General features: G+C 72.9%; 20 protein-coding genes and 5 pseudogenes. 10 read left to right on the top strand and 15 right to left on the bottom strand.

What is annotated here, in order from left to right; all coding sequences use genetic code 11:
• Positions 1-29: 29 nt before the first annotated feature.
• Positions 30-1,780: pseudogene (locus OV079_RS39915) on the bottom strand (serine hydrolase domain-containing protein).
• A gap of 467 nt (positions 1,781-2,247) precedes the next feature.
• Here OV079_RS39915 and OV079_RS59415 point away from each other — a divergent pair.
• Positions 2,248-2,958: pseudogene (locus OV079_RS59415) on the top strand (serine/threonine-protein kinase); the annotation flags it as partial.
• Positions 2,959-3,598: 640 nt separating this feature from the next.
• Entirely contained in the window at positions 3,599-5,047 is a 1,449-nt protein-coding gene (locus OV079_RS39905) for a tetratricopeptide repeat protein (RefSeq protein ID WP_267774912.1), read from the top strand.
• A gap of 229 nt (positions 5,048-5,276) precedes the next feature.
• On the opposite strand, the gene OV079_RS39900 is transcribed toward OV079_RS39905, so the two are convergent.
• Both OV079_RS39900 and OV079_RS39895 read right to left on the bottom strand, forming a co-directional pair.
• Positions 5,277-6,185: an SRPBCC domain-containing protein gene (locus tag OV079_RS39900; protein WP_267774911.1), complete on the bottom strand. Its 909-nt coding sequence runs from the start codon at positions 6,183-6,185 to the stop codon at positions 5,277-5,279.
• Positions 6,186-6,332: 147 nt separating this feature from the next.
• On the bottom strand, positions 6,333-6,683 hold the full coding sequence (locus tag OV079_RS39895; RefSeq protein ID WP_420829580.1) for an ArsR/SmtB family transcription factor: 351 nt from the start codon (positions 6,681-6,683) through the stop codon (positions 6,333-6,335).
• A gap of 174 nt (positions 6,684-6,857) precedes the next feature.
• On the opposite strand from OV079_RS39895, the gene OV079_RS39890 reads away from it, so the two are divergent.
• Positions 6,858-7,661, top strand: a complete 804-nt coding sequence (locus OV079_RS39890) for a pentapeptide repeat-containing protein (protein WP_267774908.1) — start codon at positions 6,858-6,860, stop codon at positions 7,659-7,661.
• Between the two features lie 188 nt (positions 7,662-7,849).
• Here the strand turns inward: OV079_RS39890 and OV079_RS39885 are convergent, their stop codons facing one another.
• Together OV079_RS39885 and OV079_RS39880 are read right to left on the bottom strand one after the other, a co-directional pair.
• On the bottom strand, positions 7,850-9,667 hold the full coding sequence (locus OV079_RS39885; RefSeq protein ID WP_267774907.1) for a sulfatase-like hydrolase/transferase: 1,818 nt from the start codon (positions 9,665-9,667) through the stop codon (positions 7,850-7,852).
• Positions 9,668-9,910: 243 nt separating this feature from the next.
• Positions 9,911-10,921, bottom strand: a complete 1,011-nt coding sequence (locus tag OV079_RS39880; RefSeq protein ID WP_267774905.1) for a hypothetical protein — start codon at positions 10,919-10,921, stop codon at positions 9,911-9,913.
• Positions 10,922-11,433: 512 nt separating this feature from the next.
• Here OV079_RS39880 and OV079_RS39875 point away from each other — a divergent pair.
• The 3 genes from OV079_RS39875 (at position 11,434) to OV079_RS59410 (ending at position 14,374) form a co-directional block, all read left to right on the top strand.
• Positions 11,434-12,096, top strand: a complete 663-nt coding sequence (locus tag OV079_RS39875) for a hypothetical protein (RefSeq protein ID WP_267774904.1) — start codon at positions 11,434-11,436, stop codon at positions 12,094-12,096.
• A gap of 249 nt (positions 12,097-12,345) precedes the next feature.
• Positions 12,346-12,810: an RNA recognition motif domain-containing protein gene (locus tag OV079_RS56600; protein ID WP_267774903.1), complete on the top strand. Its 465-nt coding sequence runs from the start codon at positions 12,346-12,348 to the stop codon at positions 12,808-12,810.
• Positions 12,811-13,192: 382 nt separating this feature from the next.
• Entirely contained in the window at positions 13,193-14,374 is a 1,182-nt protein-coding gene (locus tag OV079_RS59410) for a DEAD/DEAH box helicase (protein WP_267778759.1), read from the top strand.
• A gap of 486 nt (positions 14,375-14,860) precedes the next feature.
• Here the strand turns inward: OV079_RS59410 and OV079_RS39860 are convergent, their stop codons facing one another.
• From OV079_RS39860 to OV079_RS39840, 5 genes are all read right to left on the bottom strand, one after another.
• A complete protein-coding gene (locus tag OV079_RS39860; RefSeq protein WP_267774902.1) occupies positions 14,861-15,394 on the bottom strand; it encodes a hypothetical protein in 534 nt (177 codons plus the stop codon).
• 378 nt (positions 15,395-15,772) lie between these two features.
• Positions 15,773-16,822 carry a hypothetical protein gene (locus OV079_RS39855; protein WP_267774901.1) on the bottom strand — a complete coding sequence of 350 codons (1,050 nt, stop codon included), beginning with the start codon at positions 16,820-16,822 and terminating at the stop codon, positions 15,773-15,775.
• Between the two features lie 244 nt (positions 16,823-17,066).
• Positions 17,067-17,444, bottom strand: a complete 378-nt coding sequence (locus OV079_RS39850; RefSeq protein ID WP_267774900.1) for a DUF3037 domain-containing protein — start codon at positions 17,442-17,444, stop codon at positions 17,067-17,069.
• Complete coding sequence (locus OV079_RS39845) at positions 17,428-18,054, bottom strand: HipA family kinase (RefSeq protein ID WP_267774899.1); 627 nt, start codon at positions 18,052-18,054, stop codon at positions 17,428-17,430. Before OV079_RS39845 ends, OV079_RS39850 begins: the two co-directional genes overlap by 17 nt.
• Before the next feature lie 221 nt (positions 18,055-18,275).
• A complete protein-coding gene (locus OV079_RS39840) occupies positions 18,276-18,659 on the bottom strand; it encodes a 4Fe-4S dicluster domain-containing protein (RefSeq protein WP_267774898.1) in 384 nt (127 codons plus the stop codon).
• A gap of 99 nt (positions 18,660-18,758) precedes the next feature.
• Between OV079_RS39840 and OV079_RS39835 the strand changes: the two genes are divergently transcribed.
• The 3 genes and pseudogenes from OV079_RS39835 (at position 18,759) to OV079_RS39830 (ending at position 22,372) form a co-directional block, all read left to right on the top strand.
• Positions 18,759-20,228, top strand: coding sequence for a sigma-54 interaction domain-containing protein (locus OV079_RS39835; protein ID WP_267774897.1), 1,470 nt, complete (start codon positions 18,759-18,761; stop codon positions 20,226-20,228).
• Between the two features lie 19 nt (positions 20,229-20,247).
• A pseudogene (locus OV079_RS59405) lies at positions 20,248-21,045 on the top strand (ribosomal protein L7/L12); the annotation flags it as partial.
• A 46-nt stretch (positions 21,046-21,091) separates the two neighbouring features.
• On the top strand, positions 21,092-22,372 hold the full coding sequence (locus OV079_RS39830) for a ribosomal protein L7/L12 (RefSeq protein WP_338088985.1): 1,281 nt from the start codon (positions 21,092-21,094) through the stop codon (positions 22,370-22,372).
• Positions 22,373-22,490: 118 nt separating this feature from the next.
• Here OV079_RS39830 and OV079_RS39820 read toward each other — a convergent pair.
• From OV079_RS39820 to OV079_RS59400, 3 genes and pseudogenes are all read right to left on the bottom strand, one after another.
• Positions 22,491-22,691 (bottom strand): annotated as a pseudogene (locus OV079_RS39820) (DUF2325 domain-containing protein); the annotation flags it as partial.
• Positions 22,692-23,301: 610 nt separating this feature from the next.
• Positions 23,302-24,714 (bottom strand): tetratricopeptide repeat protein, encoded by a 1,413-nt coding sequence (locus tag OV079_RS39815; protein WP_267774895.1) that lies wholly within the window; start codon positions 24,712-24,714, stop codon positions 23,302-23,304.
• 265 nt (positions 24,715-24,979) lie between these two features.
• Positions 24,980-25,942 (bottom strand): protein kinase domain-containing protein, encoded by a 963-nt coding sequence (locus tag OV079_RS59400; protein WP_420829449.1) that lies wholly within the window; start codon positions 25,940-25,942, stop codon positions 24,980-24,982.
• Between OV079_RS59400 and OV079_RS59395 the strand changes: the two genes are divergently transcribed.
• On the top strand, positions 25,941-26,150 hold the full coding sequence (locus OV079_RS59395; RefSeq protein ID WP_420829448.1) for a hypothetical protein: 210 nt from the start codon (positions 25,941-25,943) through the stop codon (positions 26,148-26,150). The two genes, OV079_RS59400 and OV079_RS59395, sit on opposite strands and share 2 nt — an antisense overlap.
• On the opposite strand, the gene OV079_RS39805 is transcribed toward OV079_RS59395, so the two are convergent.
• Positions 26,129-26,419: a tetratricopeptide repeat protein gene (locus OV079_RS39805; RefSeq protein WP_267774893.1), complete on the bottom strand. Its 291-nt coding sequence runs from the start codon at positions 26,417-26,419 to the stop codon at positions 26,129-26,131. The two genes, OV079_RS59395 and OV079_RS39805, sit on opposite strands and share 22 nt — an antisense overlap.
• Before the next feature lie 108 nt (positions 26,420-26,527).
• A pseudogene (locus tag OV079_RS59390) lies at positions 26,528-26,596 on the bottom strand (hypothetical protein); the annotation flags it as partial.
• Positions 26,597-26,633: the final 37 nt, after the last annotated feature.

Raw genomic sequence — 26,633 nt, 5'->3', positions numbered from 1 at the left:
GACGCCGACAGGCCCGGGGCTCTCCGCGCTCACCAGGCCCAGATGCGCAGGCCGATGATGCCGTGGAACATCAACCACAGCGTCATGCCGAAGCTGGCGATCGCCGCGGTGCTGGGGACCAGGCGCAGCACCAGCGGCACGGTCCCCGCCACGCCGGCGCGCACGACCTCGGCCACCGCGGCCGCCGAGCAGGCGGCGAACACCAGGCTGCCCACGCACACGCCGACGCTCAGCAGATTGGCGGTGCCGTACGCCTCGGCGCGCGCCATGTGTTCGAACACCAGGAGCAGCACGAGCCACGCCAGCCCGGCGGCGGCCGGCCAGGCGTGCAGGGCGAATTCACCGCTGGCGATCGCGCGGCCCCGCAGGCGGCGGATCGGCGCCAGCACGGCCCACCCGAGCGCCCACAGCGGGGCGGCCTGCAGCAACAGCATCGCCGCGCCGAGCAGCAGCAGGCGCGCGCGGGCCCACGTGTACGAGCCCTCCTCGAAGTAGGCCAAGCCGCCGACGAGGATCCGCCGACCTTCGTCGCCGCGGGTGAGGCGAATGGGGGTACCACCCTCGCGCCAGTGGCGGAAGCCGCCGTCCCCGGTCGCGACCAGCTGCGCGCGGCCACCGGTGAGCGTCTCGACCTCGATGCCGGCGGGGTCGGGGCGGACGGAGATCCCCAGGGTCGCCTGCTCGGCGAACCCGAACAATTGCACGCGCGGGCTGGCGTACCCGTAATAGCCGGTGAGCGCCGCGATCGCCTCGGGGTCCGGCTCGACGGGGGGCGGCGGCACCACCGTGCGCCCGCCGGTGAGGTAGCCGAACAGGAGCGCGCGGATCTCGAGGTACGCCTGCAGCGAATGCGTGCTGTTCAGCAGCATCACGTACCCGACCCCGAGCTCCGGGAAATAGCGGTAGCACGACAGGAAGCCCGGCAGCCCGCCGTCGTGGCCGCGACCGCGGGCCGGGTGGATCACGTCGCCGTAATTGCCGAGGCCGTAGTTGGTGTCGGTGGTGCGGTACGCCACCGTCTCGGTCCGCTCGATGCGGGCCAGCGACTCGGGCCCGACGATCGCCGGGCCGCCGGTCTCGCCGCGCCGCAGCCAGAAGTGGACCAGCTGGCCGAGCTCGCGCGGCGAGGCCAGCAAGGCGCCGGCCGGGGCGTGGTAGATCGGGCGGAACACCGCCGGACGGCCGGGCTCGTGATAGCCGGTGGCCAGGCGGTCCGCGTATTCGGCGGTGCGACGAAAGCGGGCCGTCGGCATGCCGAGCGGGCGCAGCACCTCGCGCTCGAGGTAGGCCTCGTACGATTCGCCGGTGGCGAGCTCGATCGCGTGGCCGGCCACCGTGTAGCCGGGTTCGCGTACGACGGCCGGCTGCCGGGCCGCCAGCGAGCCACCCGCGAGCGCGGGTTGATCGCCAGAGCGTCGCGCGGCGCCGTCGCGTCGTCCGCGGCGAAGTACTCGTTGAAGCGCATCTCGTCGAAGCCGGCGGTGTGCTCGAGCGCGTGCGCGAGGGTGATCGGCGAGCTCGCCTCCCAGTCGTTGGCGAGCGCGATGTCCGGCATGAACTCGCGCAGCGGGCGGCCCAGGTCGAGGCGGCCCTGCTCGACGAGGCGCATGACCCCGAGGCCGACGAAGCTCTTGGTGATCGAGGCGACGCGGAACTGAGTGTCGGGGCCGACGGGCGCGCCGGTGGCGAGGTCGGCGACGCCGACGCCGCCGGCCCAGCGGACGCCGTTGCGATCGACGACGGCCAGGCCGACGCCGGGGACGCCCTCTCGCGCGAGCACGGCGGCCACCCGAGCCTGCAATTGCTCGAGCGTCGGCGGGGCCTCGACCTCGATCGGCGGCGCCTCGGCGGTCGCCTGGAGCAGCGCCGACTCGGCGAGCACGCCGCCAGCGGGCTCGACCGGACGGCCCAGCGCGGCGCTGAAGGCGAGGAGGACGAACAGGAGGACGGCGAGCGAACGCCGCCTCACCCGGCGCGCGCGGAGGTCCGCCGACAGCAGCGAAGCATGGGTCACGGCGCCAGTGTAACAGGGCTCCGGCGGGTCGCCGCGCGGCGTAGACGACGTCGACGTCCGTCCTCGCCTCGCGGACAAACCCTCGTCGCCGCGTCACCCCGGGCGCAGCAACCGACGCACACGCGCTCGGAGACCTTGTCGCGCCTGCGGGCCGCGGCGACACTGTCGAGGCTTTGCTCGCGCCGTCGCGGATCGGCCGCTTCGTCGTCCTGCGGGAGCTCGGCGCAGGCGCGATGGGGGTCGTCTACGCCGCGTACGACGCCAAGCTCGACCGCCGCCTGGCGATCAAGGTCCTCAGCGACAAGTACCCCGGCGAGCACGAGCTCGGCACCTCCCGCCTCGAGCGCGAGGCCCAGGCGCTCGCCCGGCTGTCGCACCCGAACGTGGTTCAGATCTACGAGGTCGGTCCGGTCGAGGGCGGGATCTACATCGCCATGGAGCTGGTCCACGGCCGCACCCTGCGCGAGTGGCTGGCCGACGCGCCGCGCGACTGGCGGGCGGTGCTGGCGGTGTTCATGCAAGTCGGCGCGGGCCTGCAGGCGGCCCACGCGAGCGGCGTGGTCCACCGCGACATCAAGCCCGACAACATCGTCGTCGGCGAGGACGGCCGCGCGCGCGTGCTCGACTTCAGCCTGGCGGCGCCGATCGATCGCCAGGCCGAGCTCGACGCGCTCGGCGACATGCGCGTGTCCAGCCTGCTGCTCACCCAGGACGGCGGCTTCGTCGGCACGCCCGCGTACATGTCGCCCGAGCAATTCCTCGGCACGCCGACCGACGCGCGCAGCGATCAGTTCAGCTACTGCGTGACCCTGTGGGAGGCGCTCTACGGCGAGCGGCCGTTCCCCGGCGCCACGGTCGAGCAGATCCGCGGCGCGCTGCTGCGCGGTCGCCCGGCCGCGCCGGCGCACGACCGCGTGCCGACGACGATCCGCCGCGCCGTCGAGAAGGGCCTTCACATCGATCCGGGCGCGCGTCACCCCGACTTCACCGCCTTGCTCGCCGCCCTCGCGCGCGACCCGTACCGCACGCACAAGGCAGTCGCCGGGCTGGCGGCGCTGCTGGTGGCCGTGGCGGCCGGCACTGCGCTGGTCCAGCCGGCGCAGATCGACTGTCGCGCCGCGGCGGCCGGGGTCGGCGAGGTCTATGGCCCGGGCCGACGCGACGCGCTGCTGACGAGCTTCGCCCGCAGTCCGCTGCCCTACGCCCGCGCGTCGGCCCCGGCGCTGGTCGCCGAGCTCGACGCCTACGCCGCTCGCTGGGCCCGCACCGCCGAACAGGCCTGCGTGGCCACGCACATCCGTCACGAGGCCTCGAGCGAGCTGCTCGACCGCCGCGGCGCGTGCCTGCGCGATCGCCTGCGCGAGCTCGAGGCGCTGCTCACGGTGCTGGCAGATCCTGCCGCGGCCGAGCGGGCCCTGCCGGCCGTGCGCGAGCTGCCGCGGCCCGACCGCTGCCTGCAGCCGCGCGCCGCCGAGGTGCGCGTCGCCGGTCGCGAGACCGCGGCGCTGCAGGCCCGTCTGGCCGACGTCAGCGCCCATGGCGGCCGGCGACGACGCGCGGGCGCTCGCGTCGGCACAATCGGTCATGTCCGAAGGGTCAGGTCTTTCGGAACCTGTCCTGAAGGACGAGGCCCGCTACTGGCGCGGGCGCGCGGCGCTGGCCGGCCTGCAGCTCGACCTCGCGGCCGACGATCTGCACCCCGCGTTCCACGGCGCGATCCGCCGCGGCGACGACGAGCTGGGCTTCCGCGCCGCGATCGCCCTGGCCGAGGTGGCGTCGCGGCGGGCCCAGTTCGCGTCCGCCGAGGAGTGGCTCGACCACGCCGAGGACGCGCTGCAGCGCGGCCAGCTCGGCGAGGTCCCGCTGGCCCAGCTCGAGCTGCGCCGCGGCGAGGCGCTGAGCGACGCCGGCCGCCCGGCGGAGGCGCTGATCGCCCTCGAGCGGGCCCTGACGACGCTGCAGCGAGCGCTCGGCCCCGACGCGTTCGAGCTGGCGCGGGTCCACCTGCTCCGCGGGATCGCCCTGCGCGACCTCGGCCGCGTCGACGAGGCGATGCAGGCGTTCGCGCGCGACGAGGAGATCTTGCGCGCGGCGTTCGGCGAGTCGCACCCGAGCGTGGTGGTGCCGCTGAACAACCGCGGGGCGGCGCTGCTCGACCTCGGGCGCGCCGACGAGGCGCTGGCGCTGTTCCAGCGCGGGCTTGCGATCCGCCTGCGCGCGTACGGCCGCGACCACCCGCGCACCGCGTTCTCGCTGTCGCAGATCGGCGAGGCGCTGGCCGACCTGCGGCGCCACGCCGAGGCCGAGGCGGCGCTGCGCGAGGCGCTGGCGATCCGCCTGCGGATCCTCGGGCCCGATCACCCCGACGTCGCCGAGACGCTGACGGGCCTCGGCAATCTGGCGCTCGAACAGCGCCACCACGAGGAGGCCCGCCGCCTGCTGATCGAGGCGCTGCGGATCCGCCAGGCCGCCTACGGCGCCGACCACGAAATCGTCGCCAGCGCCCACCGCAACCTCGCCGACGCCGCGCGCGAGGCCGGCGACCTCGACACGGCGGAGCTCGAGCTGGGCCGCGCGGAGGCGATCTGGAACGCGCACCTGCCCGCAGGCCACCCGAAGTTCGAAACGCTGCAGTTCGATCGCGGCCGCCTGGCCGAGGCCCGGGAGCAGCTCGAGCTCGCGGCGGATCACTACACCCACGCGCTCGAGCTGACCGAGCAACGCCTCGGCGCCGAAGATCCGAAGCTGGCGGCGATCTTGCGCGCCCTCGGCCACGTGCAGCTGCTCCGCGGCGAACGAACCGCGGCCGTCGCAGCGCTGGGTCGCGCCGCGACGCTGCCGCCGGCCCCGCGCCCGCTGACGCCGGAGCGGATCGCCAGCGCCCACTTCGACATGGCCCGCGCGCTGTGGCCGGAGAGCCCGATCCGCGCCCGCGGCGAGGCCGCCGTGGCCGCGGAGGCTTTGAAGAATTCGAGTTCACCGGCCGACACTGCGCTGCTGCGCGAGATCGAGGCCTGGCGCGCTGCTCACTGAGCGAGTCGCCTGTCCTTCGACAATACATGTCTTTTCCTACATTGTTCAAAGGACATGCTTATAAAGACATGTCCTGTTCGGCACCTCACGCGAGATCACCGCTGCGCCGGGCGTGGACACCTCCGTGTCTCCACGCCCGGTGCGCCGGCGGGTCCTCGTCCCGCCGGGCCGCGCCCCTTCCTTGGGCACGGTGAAGCAGAACGGGACCGACGATCCGGGCCCGCGGTGATCAGCCCGCGGCGAGGTGGCGTGCGAGCTCGGCGAAGCTGCTGGAGTAGCCGCCGTCCATCGACTCGTGGCCGGCGAGGAAGGTCGCGCGCTGGGCCGGGGTGGCGTTGTGGGGCACGCCGCGCAGCATCACGGTGGTCTTGCCGTCCTGCTCGGTGAGCGTGATGGTGTGCAAGATCTCGTGCGGCCAGTCGTCCTCGAACGGCGGGCGCACGGTGTTGCCCTCGGCGTCGGCGAACGCATTGGTAAAGACCAGGCGGGTCGGCGGATCGATCTCCACGTAGGTGAACTTGCCGAACAGCTCGCCGCCGTCGGGCGCGCGCATGCAATAGTGGTAGTGGCCGCCGGGGCGCAGGTCGAGCCGCCGCGACTGCATCTCGAAATGCTTCGGCCCCCACCACTGCGCCAGCCGCTCGGCCTCGGTGAGGGCGCGGTAGACCAGCTCGCGCGGGGCGGCGAACGTCCGCGTGAGCACGAACTCGACCTCGAGGTCGCCCAGCAGCTCGCCCAGGCGGTCGAAGGTCGAGCTCGCGCCGTCGCCCGCGTACTTGACCGCCTCGTCGCGCGCCGCGACCGAGGCGAACCGCATGCGCATGACGACCTCGGTCTGCTCGCCGCGGGCGCGGAACTCGGTGACCACGTGGAACCCCCGCGGGTCGTCGTCGATGTCGCTGTCGTGGTCGTAGACGAGGCGCTCGTTCGCGGCGACCTCGCGGTAGCGGATCCGGTTGTCGTAGTCGACGCCATTCGGCCCGTGCATGACGTAGCGCCACACGCCGCCGGGGCGCACGTCCATCTCGCGGATGGTGGTGGTAAAGCCGCGCGGGCCCCACCAGCGCACCACGTGCTGCGGCTCGGTCCACATCTTGAACACCAGCTCGCGCGGAGCGGCGAAGACGCGGGTGATCACCAGCTCGCGGTCGCTGGCAGGTTCGGGGGTCGGGACATATTCGCGGGCATGCGTTCTCCTTGTCGTCGGTGCAATCCGTGCAGTCGGACAAATACTCGGGGGCCCGGGCGAGCGCCCGGGGTGACTCATGATGGGTAGGGCGCGCCGTCAGTGCTTGCGCCGCGGCTTCTTGTCGTCGGCCTGCAGCTCGTGCAGGTACTCGCCCAGGCGGTCGAAGCTCTCTTCCCAGAACTTGCGGTAATGTGCGGTGAACTCGGCGACCTCGCGCAGCGGCGCCGCCTCGAGCCGACACGGCCGCTGCTGGGCGTTGCGCCCGCGGCTGATGAGACCGGCGCGCTGCAGCACCCGCAGGTGCTTGGAGATCGCCGGCAAGCTCATGGCGAACGGCGCCGCCAGCTCGGAGACGGACGCCTCCCCCTGCGCGAGGCGGGCGAGGATCGCCCGCCGCGTGGGGTCGGCGAGGGCGGCGAAGGTGGCGTCGAGGTCGCTGGCCGGCATCTTCTTCATTAAACCGTTCGGTTATGAAACCTGTTGGTTAACTACGACCCGGAGAAGCACCTGTCAAGGGCTCGGCGAGGGGCTCGACGGAAATTGTCCGAGGGTTCGGTGCTGCGGGTCCTCGGCCGAGGTTGACGCGGCCCTCGGCGAGCTGCGACCTTCGCGGGCGAACCGATGCGCCCGAAGGAGCTCGCGCGGCTGATCGAGGCCACCCCACGCGATCGCGACGGCGTCGTCCGGGTCGAGGGGGTCGTGCTCGACCCGCGCTCGGCCTGGCCGTTGCGCGACAATCATCGGCTGCGGTTCGAGCGGGTCGACTTCGGCGCCCCGCTGTTCGGGTCGTTCTGGACCCGGCCCACGTTCCGCGGCTGCGTGTTCGTGGATTGCGACCTCGACGGCGTCAACGCCACGCGCACGAGCTTCGTCGATTGCGCCTTCGAGCGGCTCTCCGTCGGCCGGCGGCTGTTCAGCGCGTTCTCTCGCTGCGCGTTCCGGGCCTGCACCTTCGTCGATTGCACCCTCGCCAGCGCCGAGCTCTCGGAGTGTTCGTTCCACGACGTGGCGTTCACCCGCTGCGAGATCGCCAGGACCAACTTCAGCCGGTGCGCCCTGGTCGACACCACCTTCACCGGCGCGCTCCGGACGGTGAACCTCACCGCCTCCGCGGCGACCCGCGTCGACCTGCGCGGCTGCGCGATCGTCGATTCGTCGCTGCTCGACGGGCCCGAGCTCGACCTCCGCTTGCCCGACGGCCCGAACAACTTCGTCGCCTATCCGCGCGCGTTCGTGGCGGCCGTCGAGGCGCTCGAGCCGGTCCTGTCGCCCGGCAACCACGACGAGCTGCGGGCAGTGGCCGCCTTCGTGGCCGGCTCGACGTACGGCGAGATCGTCGATGAGAGCCTCTTCGCGCGGATCTCCGCGGACCAGCGCGGGCTGGTGCTGGAGCGGCTGTTCGCGCTCCGCGACCTCCGCGCCTGAGCGCCGCGGCCCGGTGGAAGAATCGGCGCGATCCGACGAGTCCCATCGGACATGTTTTATAGGACATGTCTACCGCGGGGCCGCGATCGCCCCGTGCAGCTCGAGGTAGCGCCGCAGCAGGCCCACGCGGGCGTCGCAGCCGGCGGGGTCGGTGTCGCACACGTTGAACGCCTCGCGCGGGTCGGCCTTCAGGTCGTAGACCTCGAGGGTCCGCTTGCGCCGGTTGTCGAGAATTTGATCCCCTCGGGCAGGAGCAGCGCGAACACGTCCCAGGTGGTGCTGAGGACGGGGCGGCCGCACGCGGGTGATTCGCCGCGGAGCGCGGGCACGAGCGACCGGCCGACGAACCAGCCGGGGCCCTCGAGGCCGAACAGGTCGAGGAAGGTCGGCGAGAGGTCGAGCAGCGGCAGGTCGCACGGGCTCGTGCGCGCGGGCACGGCGGGGCCGATGACGATCAGCGGGACACGACACTGCTCCTCGTAGGGCGGGCCGCCGTGGTGCTGCACGCCGTGCTGGCCGAACGCCTGGCCGTGGTCGGCGCTGACCACGATCAGCGTGCGCGGCCACAGCCCGGCCTCGTCGAGCCAGGCGTCGAGGCGCGCCAGCTCGCGGTCGATGTTGGCCAGCTCGGACACGTGGCGCTCGTAGGCGCGGCCCTTGCGGTCGCCCGAGTCGAACGGGTGGTGGGCGTCCATGAAGTGGCTGAACAGGAACAGCGGCCCGTCGCCGTGCTGCCGCAATCGCGTGAGGATCGCGTCCATCACCGCCGGTGCGTAGGCCAGGCGATCGCCGCGCGCGATCGGGACCTCGATCTCCTCGGAGAAGCCGCGGCCGATCTTGTTGACGTGATTGACCAGCTCGAACTGACTGATGACGTGCACGGTGGTGACGCCGCGCGCGGTCAGCAGGTCAGCGACCCGCGGCCGCTCCTCCTTGACGAGCGAGCCCTGGGTCGCGCTGTCGCGGGCCCACTTCAGCTGCGGGACCTCGAGGCCGGTGAACAGACTGGCGAGGGTGAAGCGGGTGACCGTCGAGGGGCTGATCGCCCGCGGGACGTAAAAGCCGGCGTCGCGCCAGCGGTGCAGCGTCGGCAGCAGCGCGCGGTTGGCCGGGTTCTGCAGCACTTCGGCGCGCATCGAGTCGAGGGTGAAGAACAGGACGATCGCGTCGGGCGGCAAGAGCGGCGGCTCGCTGGCGGCGATCGGCGGGGCGTCGGCGCTCCACTCGAACCACGGGGCCAGCTCGGGCGGGATCGGGATGTGACCGTATTGCAGATTGTCGACCTCGGCGCGCCAGGGCGGGACGTGAGCGGCGAGGAGGGCCGAGTCGAGGCGGGTGAGCTCGACGCGGACGGTGTTGCCCGGATCGATCACGACCGCGCCGACCGCGAAGATCACGGCGACGCCCACGACGACGCGCTCCGCCGCCGACGAGAGCCGCCGGCGCCACTGCATGCCGGCGAGCGCGGCGGCGGCGGCGGTGGCCGCGGTCCAGGCGAGGAACGCGTGCACCCCCGGGTAGTCGAGCGGCAAGATCCGGGTGTTGACGATCGCGGCGAACGTGGCGACCGCGACGGCGAGCCAGCGCACGCGCGGTCGGGCCATGCGCCGGCCGAGGAGGTACGCCAGCGGGACGGCCTGGGCGAGCGCGACGGTCAAGAGGACGTCGACGAGCCCGGCGCGCTCGCGGCCGGCAAGGCGGAGGGCGAAGTTGTCGAGGTCGGGCGCGACGATCGCCAGAGCGAGGATCACGGCGACGAGGCTCAGCGCCAGCGGTGCCAGCCACGCGCGCCGCGGGGCCAGCCGCAGCCACAGAGCCACCGCGAGGCCGCAGACGAGGCCGAGGAACAGCAGCTGGCCGGCGTCGAACAAGTGATTGAGCGCGCGCACCCGCAGGCCCGCATTGGGCAGCGCGCGGGCGGCGATGCAGCCGGCGTTGACGAGCGCGAGCCCGGCCCAGGCGAGGACGATCGCCGCGGCAGGGGTCAAGGGGCGGTCGCCGGCCACGAGGCGGGCGACTATACACGCGGCGACGGCGGGCGGTCGGAGCGAGCAGCGCACGGGCTCGCGGGGCCGGGAGCGTCGCGATGCCGCGCGACCCCAGGCGAAACAATTCGTCCCGGCGCGCGTGGATGAGGATGCGCCGCGTGACGCGAGATCTCGAAACCACACGCGCGAGGCCGCCTCATCCGCGAGGTCGCCTCGTCTTCGAGGAGAGCTCGCGCGCGAGGTGCCGCGTGTTCGCGCCGATCAATCGGCGAGGGCGCGGACGTTGAACAGGGCGATGTACATCGGGCCGAGCGCGTCGGGGTAGAGCACGTCGGCGCCGGCGCGTTCGGCCAGCTTTTCGGCGACTGCGAGGCCGTCCTTCAGGTTGCCGGGTTGGTCGACCGGGTCGTCGCCTTCGAGCTGGCCCAGCACCTGGTCGGGGATGTAGCGGTCGAACACGTGGGCGCGGCGGAGCACCCCGCCGGGCATGGCGACGAGGACGATCTTGTACTCGGCGGAGATCACGATCTTGCGCTCCGCGTCGAGCAGTGAGAAGCGCGAGCCCTGGTAGTCCATGTCCATGCCGGCGACCCCGAGGCGCTGGCACAGGGCGACGAACGCGTCGCTGTCGATCTGTCCGGTGGCCGCCAGCGGGCCGGCGGGCTCGGGCGGCGGCAGGTCGTCGTCGTCCTCGTCGTTCTCGCCGTCGCCGAGCTCGCCGTGCTCGATGGCGAGGAGCCGCCAGTAGTTGTCGCCCTCGACCCGCTCGACCACCAGCGGCCACGCCTCGTCGTCGATCACCGTCACCTCGACGCCGTCGCCCGCGGCCACCAGCGCCGTGAACTCCTGCGGCTCGTCGTCGACCTCGACCTCCACCACGATCCGCTCCTTCAACGTCACCGTCTCCGGCTCGCTGCCCGGCGGCGACCACTCCGGCCGCAGGCGCGTCGCCCCGGCCCGCAGCTCCATCAGCTGGGTCCGGCTGAGCAAGAACGGCGGCAGGTCGGCGTCGAGGCGCTCGCACTCGTCGTCGCGGGTCGGCTGCTCGAGCGCGTGCGACAGCCACGCCCCCTGCGACAGCACCGCGATCGTGCGGCTGTCGGCCAGGCTGTCGTTCGAGAAGGCGATCACCGCCTCCGGCTCGCCGTCCTCGAACGCGCTCGACAGCACGAGCTGATCGTCGGTCTCGAGGATCTGGAATTCATAATTGTCGGCGGCGTCGAAGTCGGCCATCTCGTAGCGGAGCACGGCGCCCGGGGTCAGCAGGGACATTGGGGGGACCTTCCTGTCGGGGAGCGCGAGGCATAGCCGAGGCCCGTCGCGCGTCGCAAGCGCGCGCTCCGCACAACAGCGCCGGCGGGCCGCGCGGCGCGAATCAGATGACCGAAAGGACAGGTGATCCCAACCCCGGCCCACCCACGTGCGCGTGCGGACCTCGCGGTCGAGCCCGGCGTGGCAGTGATTCGCAGCGACTGCTGCGCTCCCGTGCCGCGACCCGCAGACGTCGGCTAGCGACGTGAGACGGAGGGATCGGCGCTCCCTGGTCACCGCTAACGACGAGCCCGCATCGTCGATGAGGGCCGTTCGCGCAGCTGCGATCGGCGCGTCAGGGCCGTCGCCGCCGCGATGGCCTCCGGCACGGCGAGATCGCCGACCTGGCTTGCGACCCCAGCGCCGTGTGAGTCAGGCCTCGGCGACGGGGCGAGGGCGACGTCCTCCGCGTTTGTCGGGGCCGCGGAGGCCGGTGCGAGCGCGACGGGGTCGCAGCGCTAAGCTCGCCCCGCGTGACGACGACCGCGATCGACTGGCGCTGGGACGACCTCGCCGACGCGCTGGCGGCGGGCCTGCGGGCCGCCGCCGCCGCCGTCGAGCTCGAGCAGGCGGTCCGCGGCCTCGACGGGCGCAGCGAGCTCGAGCTGCACCCGGTGCTGCGCGGGGGCCTGCAGGCCGCGGGCTACGGCGTCGCGGCCGAGGTCCGATTCCCGCGCGACCGGGTCTTGCGGCGGCGCAGCGAGGGTGTCCGTTGCGACATGGTCGTCACGCCAGGTGGGCGGCCGCTGGCGGACGCCGCCGAGCAGATCGGTCTATTCGCCCCGGAGGACGCGGTCGCGCTGGTCGACGCCGCCTGGCTCGAGGTCAAGGTCGTGGCCCAGCACAACGAGCGCGGGCCCAACCGCGCCTACGCCAGCGCGCTGCAGCGACCTGTCTGGAAGGACATCGACAAGCTGGCCGCCGACCCGCACATCTTGCACGGGGCCGCGGTGCTGGTGCTGTTCACCACCGACGCCGAAGTCGCCGACCACGACCTCGGCGTGTGGTCGTCCGGCGCCAGCCTGCGCGGGCTGCGGCTCATGCCCCGCGAGCAGCGGTCGCTCGCGATCGGCGACCGTCTCGGCAACCGACTGTGCACCGTCGCCGTGTTCCCGCTGGCGCGCGGCCCCGCGTGAAGCGCCCGCGTGGCGGCGTCCGGGGCGTGTGCGCAAGCGAACGCTGGCGGCGCAAACGCCCGTCACCGGGGCGAGACGGGCGTGCTCGGGCGGACCGGCGCCGGCAGCGGCGAGATGGGGGGCGCCGCGGCGGTTTTTGCCGTAAGCTGAACGGACCTGGCGATCCGTTCGCCGCCAACCTTCGAGACGCATGAAAAAATATCACACTTCCCGCTGTCACGCGCTCGACCTTCACCAGGGAGACCAGACGTGAGCAACTACTACTCTTCCGGGAAGCGATCCCGCGAGGCCAACAAGGCCAAGAAGCAGCAAGAGAAGGCGCAGGCCCGCGAGGCCCGCCGGGAGCGCGGTCCGCGGGAGATCCCGATCGCCACCGCCGAGGACGTCACGGGCAACCTCCCCTCGATCGAGGACGCGATGCGGGCGATCGAGAATCCGGGTCAGGAGCGCTCCGCCGCGACGATCCCGGTCCGCCTGTTCGTCGGCAGTCTGAGCAGCAGCACCACGGCCAGCGACCTCCGCAACGCCTTCAGCGCGTACGGCCCGGTCGCCGACGCGGTCGTCATGACCGAACGCGAGACCGGCGCTTCGCGCGGGTTCGGCTTCGTCACGATGTCCAATCGCAAGGACGCCCCCCGGGTGATCGAGGCGCTCAACGGCGCCGACCTCAAGGGCTCCTCGATCGTCGTCAACGTCGCCACCGAGCGCCGCTGAGCCGCGACGCGGCCGTCCGTGCCGCGTCGTTGCGTCGGCCGCCGAGGCGTGGTACCCGTCCGCGCGTCCTTCGTCCGCGGAGCGAGGTCGCCTTGTGCCTCGGTTTCGGCCGACCCCCACGTGTCCGGCGAGCCGACCGAATCGGCCTCCGGGCCCGGACTCGTGGGCCGCATCGCGCCGCCCGGGCGAAGACCTGGCCCTCGAGGGCCCCTGAGAACGTTTCCGTGCAAGACAACCTTCCTGTCGTTACCCCTGCCCACGCGTCGGACTTCGCCGCGCTGGGCCTGTCCGAGACCCTGCTCCGCGCGCTGCGCCAGGAGGGTCACACCACGCCGACGCCGATCCAGGCGGCGGCCATCCCCCTGCCCTCCTCGGCCGCGACCTGTTCGGCTGCGCCCAGACGGGCACCGGCAAGACGGCGGCGTTCGTGCTGCCGATCGTCCACCAGATGCTGCAGCGCCCGGCGCCGCGTGACGCGGGTGTCCGCGCGCTGATCCTGACGCCGACGCGCGAGTTGGCGGCCCAGATCGGCGAGCGGATCGGCGTCTACGCGCGCTTCAGCGGCCTGCGCCACACGGTGATCTACGGCGGCGTCGGCATGCAGAACCAGGTCCAGGCGCTGCGCGCCGGCGTCGACCTGCTGGTCGCCACGCCCGGCCGGCTGGTCGACCTGATGGCCCAGGGCCTGGTCCGCCTGCAGCGGGTCGAGTTCTTCGTCCTCGACGAAGCCGACCGCATGCTCGACGAGGGCTTCTTGCCGTCGATCCGCCGCGTCGTCGGCGTGCTGCCGAAGCAGCGCCAGACGCTGCTGTTCTCGGCGACCATGCCGCCCGAGATCGCCCCGCTCGCCGCCCAGGTGCTGCGCGACCCGCTGCACATCGAGGCGACGCGGGTCGCGTCGGCGCCCGACGCCATCGCCCAGTCGGTCTACCTGGTCGCGCAGGAGCACAAGCGCGAGCTGCTGCGCCACGTCCTCGGCGACCGCGCGGTCACGCGGGCGATCGTCTTCACCCGCACCAAGCACGGGGCCGACCGCGTGGCTCGCCAGCTCGCGCAGGGCCAGATCCACGCCGAGGCGATCCACGGCGACAAGGCCCAGAGCACCCGCCTGCGCGCCCTGTCCCGCTTCCGCGACGGCGAGGTCCGCGTCCTCGTCGCCACCGACCTCGCCGCCCGCGGCATCGATGTCAGCGGGATCTCCCACGTCATCAACTACGACCTGCCGATGGACCCCGAGGCCTACGTCCACCGGATCGGCCGCACCGCCCGCGCCGGCTCGCAGGGCGTCGCGCTGTCGTTCTGCAGCGGCGACGAGCAGACGCGCCTCAAGGGCATCGAGCGGCTGATCCAGCGCCGCGTGCCGGTCGTGCAGAACCACCCGTTCGCGGGCATGGTCGCGGAGGCCGCGCCCGCCCGTCCGCAGCAGCCGCGCCAGCAGCAATCGCGCCAGCCGCAGCAGCCGCGCCAGCAGCAGCGGGCTCAGCAGGCGCGCCCGCAGCAGCAGCGCTCCGCCGCGGCGCCGAGCCGCGGCGCGCAGGGCGGCCGGCGAGCCACGGTCCGCTGAGCGAGGGAATATGTCCCCACGGACATGTCCTCGTGGGCATGGCCTGATGGTCATGTCTTCTAGAGCATGTCCGTCGGGACCGACGCGAGACGCGACAGGTCCTCCGCGTCGGGGCGCCCCGCCGGTGACGCAGGACCCGCGCGCGTGATGCCGCGGAGCTGGGCCTCCTCGCGCGCCAGACTGCGGCGAGCTTGGGCCTCCCGCGCGCGCGAGCCTGCGCGCGAGCCTGGGCCTCCCCGCGCGCGAGCCTGAGGTGAGCTTGGGCCTCCCGCGCGCACGAGCCTGCGCGCGAGCCTGGGCCTCCCCGCGCGCGTGGCCGGGCCGCGGCGCGGAAAGACATGTCTTTTCGAGCAGGTGAATGTCAGCGCCGGGCGGGTTCGGCGGCGTCGGCCTCTGCCCGCCCGAGTCCCTCCTTTCCAAGCCAGGCGGCGCACGAGACAGCCCGCCTCGGGCGGACCGTCGACGCCGCAGCGATCCGCTACGGGGTCAGCAAATGGTCATGCTCAGGCAGTGCTGCGGCTTCGCCGGGCCGTCGACGCTGGGCGCCTTGAACGTGCACTGGATGCACCGCAGCATCTTCAGCGGGGGCAGCATGGGGTCCGTCTGGACCGGGCGGATCTTGAGCGACGCCTTCGTGAAGCTCACGTCGTGCTGCGGGGCGAGCCCCTCGCCCTCGGCCAGCGCGCAGGCCGGCGCGGGCGGGAGCGACGACACCAGGTCGGCGAACGCGACGGGCGTGTTGGCCGTCGCCGTCACCACCTTCGAGCCGATCAGGACGACCTCCGTCGGCGCCGGCGGATCCACGCCCACGGGGTCGGCGCAGACCACGGTCTCCGTGCCCGTCGCCTCGATCGTGATCTCGAGGTCGCCGCCGCCGAGGCCGTTGAGGCTGCCCGCGGCGGTCAAGGTCGTGCCATTGTCGGTGAAGGTCGGGAGGCTGTTGAACGGCGGCGGGGCCGCGACGGCGAGCGAGCCGAACAGCGAGAACACAGAAACGGTGACGATCGATGCTTTGCGCATTGTCGAATTCTCCGCGGATAACCATGTCGCTCGCCGACGGCGCAGCGAGGATTCTGAGCACCGACCGGGATGCTCGTCACGGGGTGGGCCGAGACGGAGAATTCATCACCCGGGGCCCGTCCGGCTCGCGCGGCGCCCGCGACGACGATGATTCGCGGTCCGTCGAATACACGCGCCGCCGGGGCGGGCGGCGCGAGGGCGCGGAGACTGCGATGAATGTCCCTTCGGACATGTTTTATATATGGGCGGACGCACCGTCCTCCGCGCCGAGGCGGGCGCGCCGCGAGGCGGACCGGCCCGGGGCGCAGCGCTCGTCCGGCGAGGACGCCGGGGGCGCCCGATCGCGGGGCTCATCCGGGTCACGCTCGCGTCGGCCGTTCAGCGGGACCGCGGCAGCAGGAACGCGGTCTGCATGCACAGCTCCGCCTGCGGGGTGTCGAGGCGGCTCGGGAACCGCCAGGTCTCGACCGCCGCGAGTACCTCGCCGTCGACCTCCTCGCTGCCCGAGCTGTCGAGGACGACCGGCTTGTCGGTGGTGCCGTCGGGCGCGACGCAGAAGCCGACCATGCCGCCGTCCTTCACCGGCCCGCGGCTCCGCGCCACGGCGGCGGCGATCGCCTTGTGCGGGTACGGCGTCGCGGCCCCGGCGATGAACGGCGCGACCAGCAGCAGGTGCATGTAGCCGCGCTCGGCGTGACACGACGATTGCAGGCCGCCGGCGCACAGGCGGGCGAAGGTCGCCCGCGCCGCCTCGGGGTCGGCGACGACGCCGAGCCCGAGCCACTGCTGCATCGCCACGGCCTCGCAGCCGAACTCCCCGCCGGACTCGCACATATGGACGAACAGGCCGGCGATCTCCGCCGGATCGACCTCCGGGCCGCGCATCGCCGCGTCGACCGCGACCTCGCAGCCGACCCGGTCGCCGCCCTCGCAGGCCACCTCGGCCTGCTCGACGTGCCGCCGCTCGAGCGGCTCGTTCCGCGCGCTGCGGCACTTGCTCGCCGCGACGCACTCGTAGGCGAGCTGCTCTTTGTTGCAGGTGCGCTCCGCCAGGCCGCAGCCGTAATTCCACAGCGCGTCGGCCTGCCCGCTCCGCCGCTCGACGCCCTCGCCGCTGCGATAGGAGCCGGCCAGGTTCGTACACCCGCGGCCGGAGCCGAGGTCGCAGGCCTGGCGCTCGAAGGCGACCATCCCCAGCGGGTCGCGCCCGAGCTGCTCGCCCCGCTCGTACGCGCGTGCGACCGCGAGGCAGGCCCCCGCGCTGCCCCCCGCGCAGGCCGAGCAATAGGCCGACAGCCCGGACGGGAGGTCGCACTGCGCCAGATAATCGGCCTCTTCGGGTTGGGCCGGGGGCAGCGGAGACCCGCAGGCGCCGATCAGCGCGAGCGTGACGATACCAGGAATAGCGCGAATGGCACTTCGCTTCATCAACATCGATACGAGACGGGATAGCACGCGCACCGTTCGACCGCGAATCACGAGTCATGGTGGCTGCCGAGAAGAGTCACGCCATTTTTTCAGCCGACGACCCATCGAATCGCCGTGGTCGCGCATACCGGCGAATTCAGGGCCCTAAGGCCGGTCTCACCTTTCCCCTGGTCGCAGGCGCCGTCGGAGCGTCGGAGACAGGGCCTCTCCCGAGCCCCGGCTCCGCGAGGACGCCGGGCCGCGATCAGGCCACGCGCTTTTTGAACAGGTCGCGCAGGGCGAACGTGGGGTCGCTGCACACCCCGCCGTGGACCGGCGAGGTCTGAATGATCGTACTGCGCGGGGCGACCAGCCAGTGGAAGCGCTCGGAGATCGGCAGCGCGGCGATCGAGCCGGCGCCCTGGTCGCCGTAGCAGACCGCGCGGAAGGCGTCGAGGTGGCGGGTGAGCGCCTCGAGGTCGACCTTCTCCGCGAGGGCGAGCACGCGGTGGCGGTCGAGGGCCAGCGCGCAGCCGAGGAAGCCGAGCGTCGGCGCGTGGACGATCACGCCGGCGTTGACGAACTCCTCGCGCTCGACTCGCGGCACCACGCGGACGATCGCGTAATCAAACGGCGCGCGCACGGTCGGCCTCCTCGAGGTAGACGGACGCCGCGTCGCGGCGGGCTCGCAGGCGGGCCGCGAAGGCGGCGCGGTACTCGTCGGGCGGCAGCGCGGGCGGGGCCGTCCACCACGCGTCGGGCACCTCCGCGGTCGCGGCGTCGATCGCCGCGTCGGTCAGGCCCGCGGTCAGCCACTCCGCCTCGGCGGCGACCGGGCCCGCCCACGGCAGCAGCACGTGGCGGGCGATCAGCGGGAACTTCGAGTCGGCGCCATCCATGCCGCCGTCCCAGTCGTGCTGCCAATAGAGCGCCGCGCCGTGGTCGATCAGCCACAGCTGGCCGGTGCACCACAACAGGTTGGTGTTCTTGGCCGTGCGGTCCATGTTCTGCGCGAACGCGTCGAACGCGACGATCCGGGCCGCGAGCATGGGGTCGAGCTTCGGCTTGGCCGCCGGGTCGAAGCCGATCGCGCTGGCCAGGAACGCCATGCCGACGTTGTCGCCGGCGCTCGCCACCACGAGGTCGCGGATCTCCGGGTCGCCCTCGTTGCGGCCGACCGCCGCGTCGAGCTCGATGATCACCAGCTCCGGCACCGGCAAGCCGAGCGTGCGCCCGAGCTCGCCGACCACCACCTCGGCGATCAGGGCGCGCGCCTTGACCGGCGGCGCGAAACTTGACGACGTAAGAGCGGCCGTCCTCGGCCTCGACGACCGCGGGTAACGAGCCGCCCTCGCGCAGCGGGACCACATAACGAGCAGCGACGACGCGGCGGAGCACGCCGAGAGTGTACAAAGCCCCGCGCCGCCCCGTCACGCGTCGAGCGGACGGCCCGCGCCCGCGGCGTCGGCGCGGTTCATCGCCCGCGCCGGCCGAAGAAGCGCGCGTTGGCCTCGATGTCGTCCCGCAGCTCGAGCGGCACGTCGCAGTCCATGTGGATCGCCGATACCGGGCACACCGCCACACAGCAGCCGCAGTCGATGCATTCGTCCGGATCGATGTAGAGCTGGACCCCGGGGAAGCGCACGCCGCGTTCGGCCGCGGGCACCGAGCGCAGGGTGGCGTCGGCGATCGGCCCGTGGATGCAATCGATCGGGCAGGCCTGGGCGCAGGCCGTGTCGCAGGTGCCGGCGCAGTGACGGGTGATGACGTGGGGCATCGTTTGAAATTTCTCCTCTGCGGGCTGCCCCCAGCACGCCTCGCGCCGGCCGGCGACGAGGAAGAACCACGGCAAATACAAGCACTTGGGAACGGAGCTCGAGGCTCGAGGCGAGGGCACTGAAGTTTCAGTGACATCGCACTGATATTTCAGTGCCGGTGCGCTACACTGCCCTGCGCGATGCCTGAGGCGGGTTTGGAGCCGGTCGAGCTGCTGGCGGCGCTGGTGGCGGCGGCCAGCGAGGCGCACACGCGGCGGACGTGGGTGCGGCGGGTGATCGAGGCGCTGGCGCGGGCGCTGCCCCTGGCGCGGCTCGAGCTCGGCGAGCGCGTCGAGGGCACCGACGAAGTCGAGGTCGTGAGCGGCGCGCCGGGCGACGGCGCGGTGGCCACGACCCGCCGTCGGCTGCAGGAGCGGGAGATCGCCGCCCTGCGCGCGGGCCGAATCGACGAGACGGAGCGGCGCGGCCCGGGCGGGCGCTCGCGGCTCGTGCTCCCCCTCGGAGGCGCCGGCGCGGCGATGTTCGTCGCCCTGACGCTCGGCCCCGGCGAGCGGCCGACGCCCGCCCTCGCGGCGACGCTCGGCGACGTGCTGTTCCACCTGCTGCGCGGCCAGGAGGTCACGCAGCGGGTCGCGGAGCTGTCGCGCCGGGCCCACGTGGAGAACCGCGAGCTGCGCGAGCAGGCCCGCCACGGCGAGCGCGAGCGGCCGCTGGTGGCCCGCAGCGCGGCGATGCAGGAGGTCCTGCGCCGCCTCGAGGCGGTGGCGCCGTTCGACACCACGGTGCTCCTGGCCGGCGAGTCGGGCACGGGCAAGGAGCTGCTGGCCCAGCGGCTGCACCGGCTGTCGGCGCGCGGGCACCGGCCGATGGTGGCGATCAACTGCGGGGCGCTGCCGGCCAACCTGGTGGAGAGCGCGCTGTTCGGCCACGAGGCGGGGGCCTTCACCGGCGCGACGAAGCGCCACCTCGGGGTGTTCGAGCGGGCCGACCGCGGCACCCTGTTCCTCGACGAGGTCGGCGAGCTGCCGCTCGAGGTGCAGGTCAAGCTGCTGCGCGCGCTGCAGTCGCAGGAGTTCGAGCGCGTCGGCGGCGAGGAGCGGGTGCGCGTCGACGTGCGGGTGATCGCCGCCACCCACCGCGAGCTCGAGCCGATGGTCGCCGCCGGCGGCTTCCGCCGCGACCTGTTCTTTCGGCTATGTGTGTTCAAGATCCGCGTGCCCCCGCTGCGCGAGCGACTCGAGGAGCTGCCGGCCCTCACCGCCGCGCTGGTCGCCGACATCGCCGCCCGCCTCAAGCTGCCCACGCCCGCGGTGCCGCCCGCCGCGCTGGTCCGGCTGGCCCGCCACGACTGGCCCGGCAACGTGCGCGAGCTCGCCAACGTGCTCGAGGCGGCGATCATCCTCGGTCGCGGCACGGCCCTCGCCCTCGACGCCGCCCTCGCCGTCGAGCCCGCGCCGGCCCCGACCCCGGCCGCGGTCGAGCGCCTCGACGCGGCGATCCGCCGCTGCATCACCGCCGCCCTGCGAGCCTGCGACGGGCGGATCTACGGCCCCGGCGGCGCCGCCCAGGCCCTCGGCCTCAAGCCCGGCACGCTGCAGAGCAAGATGCGCAAGCTCGGCATCGACCGCGAGCCGTTCGTCCGCGAATGAGTCGGATGTCCCCGAGGACATGTCGCTAGCGACTCGCCGGCGGACAGATCGCCCGGCACGACCGGGTTACCCACCGAACGCGCGAGCTCGGCCTCGACCGCACGCCGCCGTGATGCGGATGCCCGCGAGGACAGGTCGCTCGCTGGCGGCGGCAGATCGCCCCGCACGACCGGGCACTCGCCGGACGCGCGAGCTCGGCCTCGACCGCACGCCGCCCGGGATGCGGATGCCCGCGAGGACAGGTCGATCGCCCTACAGGTACCCCGAGAGCACCGCGGGCCCCGAATGGTGCGCTCGCGCTCGCTGCCGGTCGGCGCGCCGGTCCGGCGGCGATTCGGGTATCGTCGCCCGTGGAGGGCGAGCGATGACGGTCGGAGGCCAGTCGGGCGAAGTGATCCCGCAGGACGTGATCCTGCGCCACGCCGGGTCGAACCCGGCGGCGGTCACCGAGGTGGTGCGAGCGATGACGGGCCTCGAGCCGGCGGCGGCCGCCAAGCTGGTGGCACGCACGCCGAGCACGGTCCGCACGCGGATCGCCCCCGCCCTGGCCGAGGCGCTGCGCGTCAAGCTGAGCGCCGCCGGCGCGACCGTCGAGCTGCGGACCCATGGCGCCTCTCCGGCCCCCGAGTTTTTTGACGTGTATCTGCAAGACAAGGGCACGAGCAAGATCAACGTCGTGCGCGCCCTGAAGATGATGATGGGCCTCGGGCTGCGCGAGGCGGTCGAGCTGGTCGACGACGCGCCGTGCCTGGTGCGCCGGCGGATCGGTCAGGACGAGGCCGAGGCGCTGCGCCACGAGTTGGTCGAGGCCGGAGCGACCGTCGACGTCCGCGCCCACGAGCAGCGCGCCGCCGGAGCGGGCGGTGAGCGGCGAGTCGGCGGTGACGTGGGGCGCGGCGAGCAGCGAGCCGGCGCGCCCGGGGGCGGCGACGAGCCCGTCCGGCGGGGGCTTGGCGGTGATCCTTCACCAGTGCGGCCCGCGCAAGCTCGACGTGATCAAGGTGATCCGCGACCACACGGGGCTCACGCTCAAGGACGCCAAGGACGTGTCCGAGTCGACCGACGCGGTGGTCAAGCAGGGCCTGAGCGAGCCGGAGGCGCGGTCGCTCGCGCAGGCGCTCACCGCCGTCGACGCGCGCGCCTCGGTCCGCAGCGCGGCCCCGGCGGCGCCCCTGCCCGTCAGCGCGACCGGCGGCTTCGAGGTGGTGCTGCACCACTTCGGCACGCGCAAGATCGACGTGATCAAGCTGATCCGCGAGGCCACGGGGCTCGGGCTCAAGGAGGCCAAGGACCTGTCGGAGTCGACCGACGTGACGATCAAGGCTGGCTTGCGCGAGGCCGAGGCGCGGACGCTCGCGCAGGCGCTGACGGCCGTCGACGCGCGCGTGTCGATCCGCGGCGAGGCGGCGCCGGAGCCGGCGCGCTTGCCCGAGCCGACGGTCGGCTACGGCGTGGTGCTGCGGTCCTGCGGCGAGCACAAGATCAGCGTCATCAAGCTCATCCGCGAGGCCACCGCGCTCGGGCTCAAGGAGGCCAAGGACCTGGCCGAGTCGACCGACGTCCTGATCAAGGACGGCCTCGACAGCGGCGAGGCGCGGGCGCTCGCGCAGGCGCTGACGACCGTGGGCGCGCGCGTCGAGGTCCGCAGCCCGGCGTGGGGCGCGGGCCAGGAGGACGACGAGGACGACGTCCCCGACGCGACGACGCCGTGCGACGTGATCCTCAGCGCCTGCGGGCCGCAGAAGATCATGGTGATCAAGACGATCCGCGAGGAGCTCGGCTGCGGCCTCAAGGAGGCCAAGGACCTGTCCGAAACGCCAGGCGCGCTGCTGCGCGACGGCATCGGTCGCCCGGAGGCCGAGGCGCTGGCGCACAAGCTGATCGCGCTCGGGGCCACGGTCGAGGTGCGGGAGATGTGGCGCCGCAGCGAGCCCGCCGAGGTCGACGTGTTCCTGCAGAGCGTCGGGCCCAACAAGATCTCGGTGATCAAAGAGGTGCGCGCAGTGACCGGCCTCGGGCTCAAGGAGACCAAGGACCTGGTCGAGTCCGCGCCGACGCTGATCAAGGCGAAGCTCGAGCTGGCGGCCGCTCGCCGGCTGCAGGCCGCGCTCGTCGAGGTCGGGGCGGCGGTCGAGCTGCGCTGAGCGGGTGCCTGTCCCGCGGGACAGGCGTCGGCGAGGTCGGCGAGTGTCTGTCTCTCGGGACAGGTGATTCGGCCGTGCAGGTTCGGCGCGAGGGGCCGCGCCGGAATGCCGACCTGTCCTAGCGGGCAGGTGCCTCGGCGGCCAGGGCCGAGGCGTGGTTCTCGACCAGCGCGACCAGCCGCGACAGGCCGAGCTTGCGCACCAGCACCGCCGGCCGCGAGCGCTCGCGGAGCAGCTTGCGGGTGGTCTGCACCGCGCCGTGGCTGTTCACCTCAGTGACGATGACGACGAGGTCGCTGCGGTCGACGAGCCGCTCGAGCTCGGAGAAGCGTGGCCCCGCATATAGCCGGTGTGGTGCTCGAGCTCGTGGCCCATCGCGCGCACAGCGCGCTGGTAGCTCTGTTCGCTCCGATCGAGGCCGCCGACGATGCCCACGCGCATGCCATCACAGTATTTCATTAAAATGGAATTTTCAAGTCGATGAACAAGAGCGGCGTCCCATGCGAGGCTTGCGCCAGGGCGGCAGGCGCGGCCGCACGGGGCTGTTCGAGGGTCTGCAGGCAGAGGGAGGAAATTGCGAGCGAGCTCAGCCGGCTCCATGGCACGAGAGGAATTTCCGCTATTCTGAAATCGTGCGATCTCCCGCGTCCCCGCCATGCTGACCCTGCTGCTCGTGAGCCTCTGGCGCGCCCACCTGCGCCGACGCCGCGCAGCGGCGCTGCCGGCCGCTTGAAGCGACGGCCGAGGCAAGGAACCGCGGGCGCGTCGGCAGCAGGTGCAGGCCGCGAGCGACGCCCACCCGCCTCGCCCGAGAGGTGCGCGCCACGGGGTCGCCTCGGCGCACCGCTTCGTCGTCTACGGAGGACCTGCGCTCGGCCGGCAGCGCATCGCGGTGCGGACGAGGCCAGCACGGGACCGGGGCCGACTTCTCAAGGCGCGCAGGCGGCTTCGAGCGCGGCGAGGTCGGGCTCGTGCGCTTCGCCCACCGAGGCGACGCGAGCGTCGGACAACAGGGAGCAGGCCCGCTGGCGCTCGCCGGCGGCGAGGAGCAGGCGCGCGAGCTCGAGGGCGGCGAGCGAGCGCGTTTGGCCCTGTCCTTTGGCACCTGTCGTATCGGCCAGCACACGCTCCAGCCACCGGCGTGCTTCGACGAGGTCTTCGGCGGCGACCGCGAGCCGGCCCGCGCGCACGGCCAAGGGCGGGATCGCCGGGTTCTTCGGGCCGCCGTCGGCCTCGTAGACGGTGATCGCGCGGGCGAGCAAGCTGCGGGCCTCGGCGATGTCGGAAGCGGCGAGGCACTCGGCGAGGCCGGCCAGCGCCTCGGCGTACATCGAGTGGGTCGTGCCGAGTTGCTCGCCGATCGCCACGGCGCGGCGAAACTCGGCGGTGGCGGTATCGATCGCTCCGTCGGCGAGACCGACCTTGCCGAGGCCCACCAGCGGATGCAGCAGATAGAGGTGATGCTGGCCGTAGATGGCTTCCATCAAGGCGAGCTGACGGCGAAACCCTGCGGCGGCCTCGTCACGTCGACCCTGCAGCAGGTCCACGTCGGCGACGCCGCCGAGCGGGTGCGTGATCATCGGGTGGTGCTCGCCGAGGAGTTCTGCGACCACCGCGACGGCCTGTGAGTAGTGCTCGCGTGCGTCGTCCAGTCGGCCCTGGCTGCGGTAAAGACCACCGAGGTTGTGGTGTGCGGCTGCGATCATCGGATCGGGCCCCTCGCTGCGGCGGCCGAACACCTCGATCGAGCGCAAGTAACGGAGGCGCCCGCGTTCGTCGGTGATGTCGCGTGAATAGACCGCGCCCAGGTTGTTGTGCAGGAGGCCCTCGAGCCGACCGTCGTCGCGGGCGCGCTCGGTGAGCGCCTCGGCCAGGGCCTCGGCGTCAAGCGCGACCTCGCGGCGACCCTGCAGCTCGCCGACGACGAAGATCCGCTTGACCACGGCCTCGGCCGCGATGGCATCGAGGCCGTGCACCAGCCCGAAACGCATCGCCCGGGTCAGCGCAGCCTCCGCTTCGGCATCGCGCGCCATCACCAATAACAAGCTGCCCTCGCGCAGCCCGGCCTCGGCGGTGAGCGGCGGGAAGCGCAACTCCTCGGCGGCGGCTCCGACCTCGCGCGCGAGCTGCAGAGCCTCGGTGTACTGCCCGGTACCTTCGAGGGCGGCTGCGCGGGCGAGCTGGCCGCGTCGGGTCTCGACCTGAGCAGCCGTGTGCGGATCGTCGGGCGGAGGGACGGCGGCCAGCAACGCGTCGGCATCGGCGCACGATTGGAGGCTCGGCAGCGCGGCAGTCGCCTGGACGGCATTCTCGACCACGGAGCGGTCGGCCGCGATGAACACGTCGACCAGCGCAGTTAGATGGGCCCGGCGGCGAGTGAGGCAGGCGACGCGGCGGTCGAACTGCGAGGTCGATTGCGAGCCGCTGGCGTGGGCCTCGCACGCCTGCGTCCGTCCCTCCGTCCACGCCAGCGCGTATGCGTCGAGGCGAGCGTGGACGCGTCGCCAAGTATCCGCGGCATACGGCGAACCCGTGGCGACGAAGGCCTTCTCGGCCGCGACGGCACGGGTCTCGTCCCACACCCCGGCCAGCTCCGCCGCCAGGTCGTCACACTGCATCGACGCTTCGCGCTGCGACAGCGCGAACCCGTAGCTGCCCCCTGCCGCCGCGCCCGCCACCGCCAGGATGCCGGCCGCCCGCAGCATCGTCTTCCGTGGGTCGCGCTCGAGCGCGTCCAACATGTGCTCGAGGCTCGGCCAGCGCAGCTCCGGCGCCGGCGCGAGGCTGCGGACGAGGATGCGGAAGATCCGCTTCGGCACCGGCGAGTCGCGCCGCGGCGGCGGCACGAACCCACGACGAACCTTCTGCCGCAGCTCCTCCCAGCTCGCGGCGAGAAACGGGCGAGTCCCGTACAGCGCCTCGTAGAGCGTGACGCCGAAGCTGGATTGGTCCGACGCCGGCCCGATGGCGCCGCCGAAGTGCTGCTCGGGCGACATGTACGTCGGCGTCCCGACGATCGTCCCGGTGCGCGTGAGCCGATCGCCCAGCGGCTCCTCCTGCGGTTCGGCGGCCGGCTGCACCTGCGTCGACGCGTGCGACAGCGACATCGCGCCGGCCGCTTGCGGCAGAGGGTCCTCCAGGCTCGCAGCCAGCACCGAACCGTCGGCGTGGACCAGACCGAAGTCGACCACGCGCGCGCGTGTCCTCGCCGACGAGCACGTTGTCGGGCTTGAAGTCGCGGTGAACCAGCCCGGCCGCGTGCGCCGCCGCGAGGCCTCGCCCGGCCCCGAGCATCGTGCGCAACACCTGCTGCCACGGGCGTCGCTCGGCGCGGAGCCACGACCGCAGCGTGTGGCCGTGGACGTACTCCATGGCGACGTAGATCCCTTCGTCGTGCTCGCCGACCTGGTACACCTGCACGACGTTCGGATGAGACAGCCGCGCCAGCGCCTGCGCCTCGCGGACCATGCGGGCCCGGATCTGGCGATTGTCGAAGTGCCGCCGCGACAGGACCTTGATCGCCACCTCTCGCGCCAGCGCGGCGTCGTGAGCGGCATAGACGATCCCCATGCTGCCCTCGCCCAACTTGCGCGATACGGCGAAGGGGCCGATCCTGAAGAGTGGCGCGCGCTCGGTCATGGGCGAGGCGCGCGATCATAGCCGAACATGCGGCTCACGCTCCGCGCGCGCAGGCAGCCTCGAGCTCCGCGAGCTCGGCCTTGTGCGCTTCGCCCGTGAGGCCGACGCGCGCGTCGATCAACAGGAGCAAGCGCGCTGACGCTCGCCGGCGTCGAGGAGCAGGCGAGCGAGCTCCAGGGCCGCGAGCGAGCGAGACTCGAGCTGGTCTTTTGCACCTGTCGCATCAGCCAGCACTCGCTCGAACCACTGACGCGCCGCCAGGAGGTCGTTCGCCTGGAACGCGAGCTGGCCGGCGCGTACGGCCACCGGCGCGATCGCGGGGTTCTTGGGCCCGCCGTCGGCCTCGTACGCCGCGATGGCGCGAGCCAGCAAGCTGCGCGCCTCGGCGATCGGGACGAGCTCGGCCATCCCTACCAGGGCCCGGCTGTAATACGGGTGCGTCGTGCCCGCTCGCTCGCCGATGGCGACGGCGCGAGTGTATGCGGCCACCGCCGCCGCCTTGTCACCCCGCGTGGCGTGGAGCTCCGCCACGCCGCCGAGCGGCTGCAGGAGGTACAGGTGCTCGGCCCCGTAGAACTCCTCCATGAGCGCGAGGGCGCGGGCGTAGTTGTCGGCGGCCGCG

The sequence above is a fragment of the Nannocystis pusilla genome, assembly GCF_026626665.1.
In the GTDB taxonomy this organism is placed as follows: domain Bacteria; phylum Myxococcota_A; class Polyangia; order Nannocystales; family Nannocystaceae; genus Nannocystis; species Nannocystis pusilla.
Note: the sequence above shows the minus strand (reverse complement) of the source record. Positions and strands in the feature narration are given on the sequence as shown.